Here is a 6,251-nt window from a genome sequence, read left to right as displayed (position 1 = left end):
CTGCTGATCGACACCAAGACGTTCGACCAGTTCCGGCACTGGGACGTCGGCTCGCTGGCCGCGCTGGGATCGACCGGGCTGCAGGCGACGGCGCCGTTCATGGCGGCGGGACTCCTGCTCGCCCTCCCCCTTACCCGCCCGTTGAACGCGCTCGCGCTGGGTGACGAGGCCGCCCGCGGCCTGGGTGTCCGCCTTCACCGGGCCCGGATGCTGGGCGCGCTCGCGGTCGTCCTGCTCTGCGGCGGGGCGACCGCCGCCGCCGGGCCGATCAGCTTCGTCGGCCTGGCCGTGCCGCACGCCGCCCGCGTGATCGCCGGACCGGACAACCGCTGGGTCCTGCCCTACTCCGCCATGCTGGCCCCGATCCTGCTGGTCGGATCGGACCTGGTCGGACGGGTGATCATCGCTCCAGGTGAGCTGCAGGTGGGGATCATCACGGCCTTTGCCGGAGCTCCGGTGTTCATCGCGTTGTGCCGCCGCGCGCGGCTGGGCCGGGCGTGACCGGCATCGCGCCGGCCGGCCCGGTCGACCGTCCCGCCGCCGGCGCCCTCCCGCCGCCTCGGCGTCCCCGGGTGGCCCGGTTCGGCGCCGACGCGGTGTCCGTCCGGATCTTTCCCCGCGCCGTCGCGGTGAGCGCCGGCTTCACCCTGGTGATCGTGGCTGTCGGCGTCGCCATGCTCACCACCGGGGACTACCCGATCCCGGTGGGTGACGTCGCCCGCGCCCTGCTCGGGCACGGCGACGGCGGCACGGACTTCGTGGTCAACACCCTGCGGCTACCGCGCCTGCTGACCGGGCTGCTGGTCGGCGCCGCGCTGGCCCTGTCCGGATCGATCTTCCAGAGCGTCTCGGGCAACGTGCTGGGCAGCCCGGACATCCTCGGCTTCACCACCGGCTCGGCCACCGGGGCGATCATCGTCCTGCTGGTCCTGCGCGGGGACGCCGCCGGGGCGTCGCTGGGCGCGTTGGTCGGCGGGGCCGCGACCGGCGCGGCGGTCTACACGCTGTCCTACCGGCGCGGGCTGGCCGGGCCGCGACTGGTCCTGATCGGCATCGCGGTCGCGGCGCTGCTCAACGCGGTCAACTCCTATCTGATCACCCGGGCGGTGCTGGCCGACGCGGTCGCCGCGCAGATCTGGCTGATCGGCAGCCTGGACAGCCGCGGCTGGGCCCAGGTCCGGCCGCTGGCCCTGGCCCTGGTCATCCTGACGCCGATCGGCCTCTACCACGGCCGCCGGCTGACCTACCTGGAGCTGGGGACGGACACCGCCAAGGCGCTCGGGGTGGGCGTCGAACGCTGCCGCCTCACGCTGATCGCGGTCGCGGCGGTGTTGGCCGCGGTCGCGACGGCCGCCGCCGGGCCGGTTGGCTTCGTGGCGCTGAGCGCGCCGCCGCTGGCCCGCTGGCTCACGGCGGCCTCCGCGCCGCCGCTGGTCTCGACCGCGCTGGCGGGGGCGGCACTGGTGACGGTCGGTGACCTGGCCGCCCAGCGCCTGTTCGCCCCGACCCAGCTCCCGGTCGGGGTGGCGACCGGCGCCATCGGCGGGGTCTACCTTGCCGCCCTGCTGATCCGGCAACGGCGGCGGGCGTGACGCCGCATCGGGGCGCGCGGCGCCCACCGGCGGACGGGACCGAGCCGATGACGGAGGACGCCCCATGACGCGGCTGAGCGCGCGCGGCCTCACCTTGGCCTACGACCAGCGGGTGGTGGCCCGCGAGCTGGGGATCGACATCCCGGACGGGGCGTTCACCGTCATCGTCGGACCGAACGCCTGCGGCAAGTCGACGCTGCTGCGCGCGCTGGTCCGCCTGCTGCGGCCGAAGGCGGGCGCGGTGCACCTCGACGGCGCGCTGATCTCGTCGTACTCGACGAAGGAGGTCGCGCGCCGGCTCGGCCTGCTGGCCCAGTCCGCGACCGCGCCGGCCGGCATCACCGTGGCCGACCTGGTCGCCCGCGGCCGCTACCCGCACCAGCGGCTGCTGCGCCAGTGGTCGCGGGAGGACGAGCGGGTCGTGGCCGAGATGATGGCCCGGACCGCCGTCGCCGACCTGGCCGACCGCCTGGTCGACGAGCTGTCCGGCGGCCAGCGCCAGCGGGTGTGGCTGGCGATGGTCCTGGCCCAGCGGACGCCGATCCTGCTGTTGGACGAGCCGACGACGTTCCTCGACATCGCCCATCAGGTCGAAGTGCTGGACCTGTGCGCCGAGCTGCTCGCCGGCGGCGACCACACGCTAGTGGCGGTGCTGCACGACCTCAACCAGGCCAGCCGGTACGCCGACCACCTGGTGGCGATGCGGGACGGGCGGATCGTCGCCCAGGGGCCGCCGGCCGAGATCGTCACCGCCGCGCTCGTCGCGGACGTCTTCGGCCTGGCCTGCCGGATTATCACCGATCCGGAGTCGGGGACGCCGCTGGTGATCCCGCTGCGGCCGTGGCGCCGGCCCGGCGGTGCGCCTGGCCCAGAGCCCGGCGGTGGCCGTCCCGGCGCCCACGTCCGGCGGAACGGCCGACCCGCTCACGGAGCCGAGCCGGTCCGTCCAGATGGGTTGACGGGGCTGGGTTACTTAGGTTAGCTATACCTGACTTTATCGGGCAGGTAGCCGCTGCCCGCTGTCTTCGACCAGGCGGGCACGGGCTCCCGATCCCGCCGGCCCGACATCGGACGCCGGTGCCGGACGCCGGTGCGCCGGACGGTCGTCGGACGACGCGGGCACGAACCGGTCAGGACGGTGCTGGGTTGGACGGCGCGACGGGTAAGCGACTGCTCAGGACGCAGCTGTCGGCGCGGCGGGGGCAACTCGCCCTCGGCGGCGCGGCCACGGTGGTCCAGCAGACGGCGATGCTCGCTCTCCCCTGGTGCATTCAGCGCGCGCTCGACCAGGGCATCACCCCGCGATCGGTCCACGGCACGCTGACCTGGGCCGTCCCGACGGCGGTCGTCGCCGTGGTGTTCATGCTCGGCGGCGCTGGCGGCCTGTGGTGGTCGGGCCGGGCCGCGAACCGCGTCGCGCACGCGCTGCGGGCCGCGCTGGTCGAACGGGTGGCCGCCTTCGACCGCCCCGCCATGGCCCGCTACGGGCACGGTGACCTGGCCACCCGGGTCACCCGCGACGTCGACCTGATCCGGCTGTGGGTACAGAGCCTCGCCATCTGGGTCCGGATCGTCGTGACCATCGTGGTGGTCCTGCCCGCCTTCGCTTTGCTCGACTGGCCACTGCTGATCGTCGGGGTGGTGACGATCCCGCTGGCCGTGTTGGCCAACGCCTACTTCCCCGGCCGCTTCGACGCGGCGAACGAGAAGCTCTCCGAGGCGTTCGCCGCCCGCGCCGACGCGGTGGAGGACCTGCTCTCGGCCAGCGCCGCGGTGCGCGGCCTCGGCGGTGAGGCGGCTCTTGCCCGTCGCCACCACGACCGCAGCGCGGTCCTCACCGACCACACCATGACCGCCGCGCGCATCTCGGCGTCCTGGACCGCCGTCCCGCCGGCCGTCCCCCGGCTGGCGATCGCGGCCGGCCTGGCCATCGGGGGGACGGTGGCGCTGCGCGGCGGCCTCACCGTCGGCGGCCTGGTCGCCTTCACCTCCTGGATGACCACCCTGACGCTGGCGGTCACGGTCGCGGTCGACCTGCTCTCGGCCCGGGGCCAGGCCCGGGTCGCGGCCGGGCGCATCGCCGAGATCCTCGAGACCCCTGTCACTGACGACGACCCGGCCGACGCCGAGACCCCGCCGCCAGGCGGGGCCCTGCTCGCCGCCGGGCTGACCGCCCGGCGCGACGGCCGGCGGGTGCTCGGACCGGTCGACCTGCGCGTCGGTCCGGGCGAGTTCGTCACCGTGACCGGACCGACCGGCGGCGGCAAGACCACGCTCGCCCGCTTGCTCTGCCGACTGGAGGACCCGGCGACCGGCTCGGTCAGCCTGGGCGGCGTCGACCTGCGGCGGGTCTCCCGTCTCGAGCTGGCCCGCCGGATCGGCCTGGTTCCCCAACGGCCCCTGATCCTGGCCGGCACGGTGGCGGACAACCTCCGGGTCGGCCGCGAGGTCGAGCTGGACGAGCTGCGGGCGGCCTGCGCGGTCGCCGCCGTCGACGACTTCGTGCTGAGCCTGCCCGACGGCTACGACACCGAGCTCGGAGAACGCGGGGCGACCGTCTCCGGCGGCCAGGCCCAGCGGCTGGCCCTGGCCCGCGGGCTGATCGGCCGGCCGGACGTGCTCATCCTCGACGACGTGACCGCGGCTGTCGACGCCGTGACCGAGGCGACGATCCTGCGGGGGCTGCGCGTGTGGTCGCCGCAGGCCGCCCTCGTGGTGATCTCCCACCGTCCCTCCGTCCTGGCCGCCGCCGACCGCGTGCTCCGGCTCGGGCCGGACGGCGTGCCGGCGGCGGGCGCCGGGCCGATCGGGGGCGCGCGGCAGGCGGCCGAGACCGCGCCGGCCGGCGATGCGGCCGGCGATGCGAGCGGCGATGCGAGCGGCGATGCGAGCGGCGAGGAGATCGTCCGGGTGGGAGGCGGGGATGGCTGAGGTCCGTGTGCTGGCCGAGGAGGCGCCCACCGCAGGCGTCTTCCGGCGCTTCTGGCCCTACCTGCGCCCGCACCGGGCGATCCTGGCCGTCGCGCTGCTGGCCAGCGTGGCCAGCACGGCGGCGGTGGTCGGCATCGCCCCGGCGATCGGCTGGGGGGTCGACGCGGTGACCGCCGGCGATCAGGGCCGCCTGTGGTGGGCGGTGGCACTGATGGTCGGGCTCGTCCTGGCCCGGATGCTCCTGCTGCGCTGGTCGGAGATCCTGCTCTCGTCGGCCGGGGAGCGGGCGATCCGCGGGCTGCGCGATCTCGTCGTTGAACGCCTCGCCCGCGCGCCCTTGCGGTTCATCGAGGCTCACCGCACCGGCGACCTGCTGCGCCGGTCGACCGGCGAGATCGCCGACCTGACCCTGTTCCTGCGTGACCAGCTGCCCAACCTGCTCGGGGTCGCCCTCACCGTTGCCCTGACCACGGTGTTGCTGCTGATCTACTCATGGCTGCTCGCGCTGCTGTTCGTCGCGCTGTTCGTGCCGATGGCGGTCGCCGTGATGGTCTGGTTCAACCGGGCCGCGCCCGAGACGTTCGGCCGGCAGGCCGCGGCGGACGCCACGATGACCGCGACTTTCGCCGAGTCGCTCAACGCGCACGAGGCGCTGGTCGCGCCTGGGCGGCCCGAGGAGTGGGTGCGGCGCTTCCGGGCGGACAACGACGAGCTGCTGGTCGGGGCCGACCGGACCATCGCCGTCCAGAACCGCCTGGAGCTGTTCGGGATGATCGAGGGCCTGGCCACAGCCGCGCTGCTGCTGCTGAGCGTCTGGCTGGTCCGGGCGGGGCACCTGAGCGTCGGCACGGTCGTCGTGTTCGTGATCGCGACCCGCAACCTGTTCGAGAGCATGCTCACCCTGTCCGGGCTGGCCGGCCAGGCCCAGCTGGCCCGGGTGGGCCTGGCCCGCCTGACGGACCTGCTCGAGGCGCTGCCGCCGGCCGAGCCGGCCGCCCTCGCCGTCCCGTCGGCGCGGGCCGCGTCGCCGGCGCGGTACGACCTGCCAGTTCAGGGCGACCTGGTCGCAGACGGCCTCCGCTTCGGCTACGCCGACGGTAAGGACGTGCTGCGCGACGTCTCGGTCACTTTCCCGGCCGGTGACCGGGCCGGCATGGTCGGCGTCACCGGGTCCGGCAAGACGACGCTGGCCAAGCTGCTCACCGGGCTCTACGAACCGGACGCGGGGACGGTGCGCTACGGCGGGGTCGACCTGCGGTTCGCCCCGCCGGAGCAGGTCCGGGCGCGCATAGTCCTCATCCCGCAGCAGGTGCACATCATCACCGGCACCCTGGCCGAGAACCTGGCGCTCACGCCGGGCGCGCCGGACCGGGCGGCGATGGAGCGGGCGGTCGACCTGCTCGGCTTGGCCGAGTGGGTCGACCGGCGACCGGGCGGGCTGGACGCCGGGCTGGGCGCCCGGGGGGAACGGCTGTCCGCCGGCGAGCGACAGATCGTCGGGCTGCTGCGGGCCGCGCTGGTCGACCCACCGGTGCTGCTGCTCGACGAGGCGACCGCCGACCTCGACCCCGATGTCGCGCGCCGCCTGGAGACCGCCGGCGAGCGGCTCCGCGCGGGTCGCACATTGATCGTTATCGCGCACCGGCCGACCACCATCGAACGCCTGCCGCGGATCGTCCGCGTCGAGGCCGGCCGCCTGAACTGATCCTGCCGCCGGATGCCGGAAAA

General features: G+C 75.0%; 5 protein-coding genes. All 5 read left to right on the top strand.

From position 1 onward, the window contains the following. On the top strand, positions 1 to 501 hold a 501-nt coding region (locus tag AC08OJ_RS02530; protein ID WP_476594969.1), incomplete at its 5' end, for a FecCD family ABC transporter permease. Beyond that, positions 498 to 1,592 carry a FecCD family ABC transporter permease gene (locus AC08OJ_RS02525; RefSeq protein WP_476594968.1) on the top strand — a complete coding sequence of 365 codons (1,095 nt, stop codon included), beginning with the start codon at positions 498 to 500 and terminating at the stop codon, positions 1,590 to 1,592. The genes AC08OJ_RS02530 and AC08OJ_RS02525, both read left to right, overlap by 4 nt. Positions 1,593 to 1,656: 64 nt before the next feature. Beyond that, positions 1,657 to 2,574 (top strand): ABC transporter ATP-binding protein, encoded by a 918-nt coding sequence (locus AC08OJ_RS02520; protein WP_476594967.1) that lies wholly within the window; start codon positions 1,657 to 1,659, stop codon positions 2,572 to 2,574. 164 nt (positions 2,575 to 2,738) lie between these two features. Next, positions 2,739 to 4,523, top strand: coding sequence for an ABC transporter ATP-binding protein (locus tag AC08OJ_RS02515; protein WP_476594966.1), 1,785 nt, complete (start codon positions 2,739 to 2,741; stop codon positions 4,521 to 4,523). Beyond that, a complete protein-coding gene (locus AC08OJ_RS02510; RefSeq protein ID WP_476594965.1) occupies positions 4,516 to 6,228 on the top strand; it encodes an ABC transporter ATP-binding protein in 1,713 nt (570 codons plus the stop codon). Before AC08OJ_RS02515 ends, AC08OJ_RS02510 begins: the two co-directional genes overlap by 8 nt. Positions 6,229 to 6,251 lie beyond the last annotated feature (23 nt).

It is taken from the genome of Frankia sp. CgKIO3 (assembly GCF_977946435.1).
The sequence above is the reverse complement of the archived record's forward strand: the minus strand, read 5'-3'. Positions and strand labels throughout refer to the sequence as shown.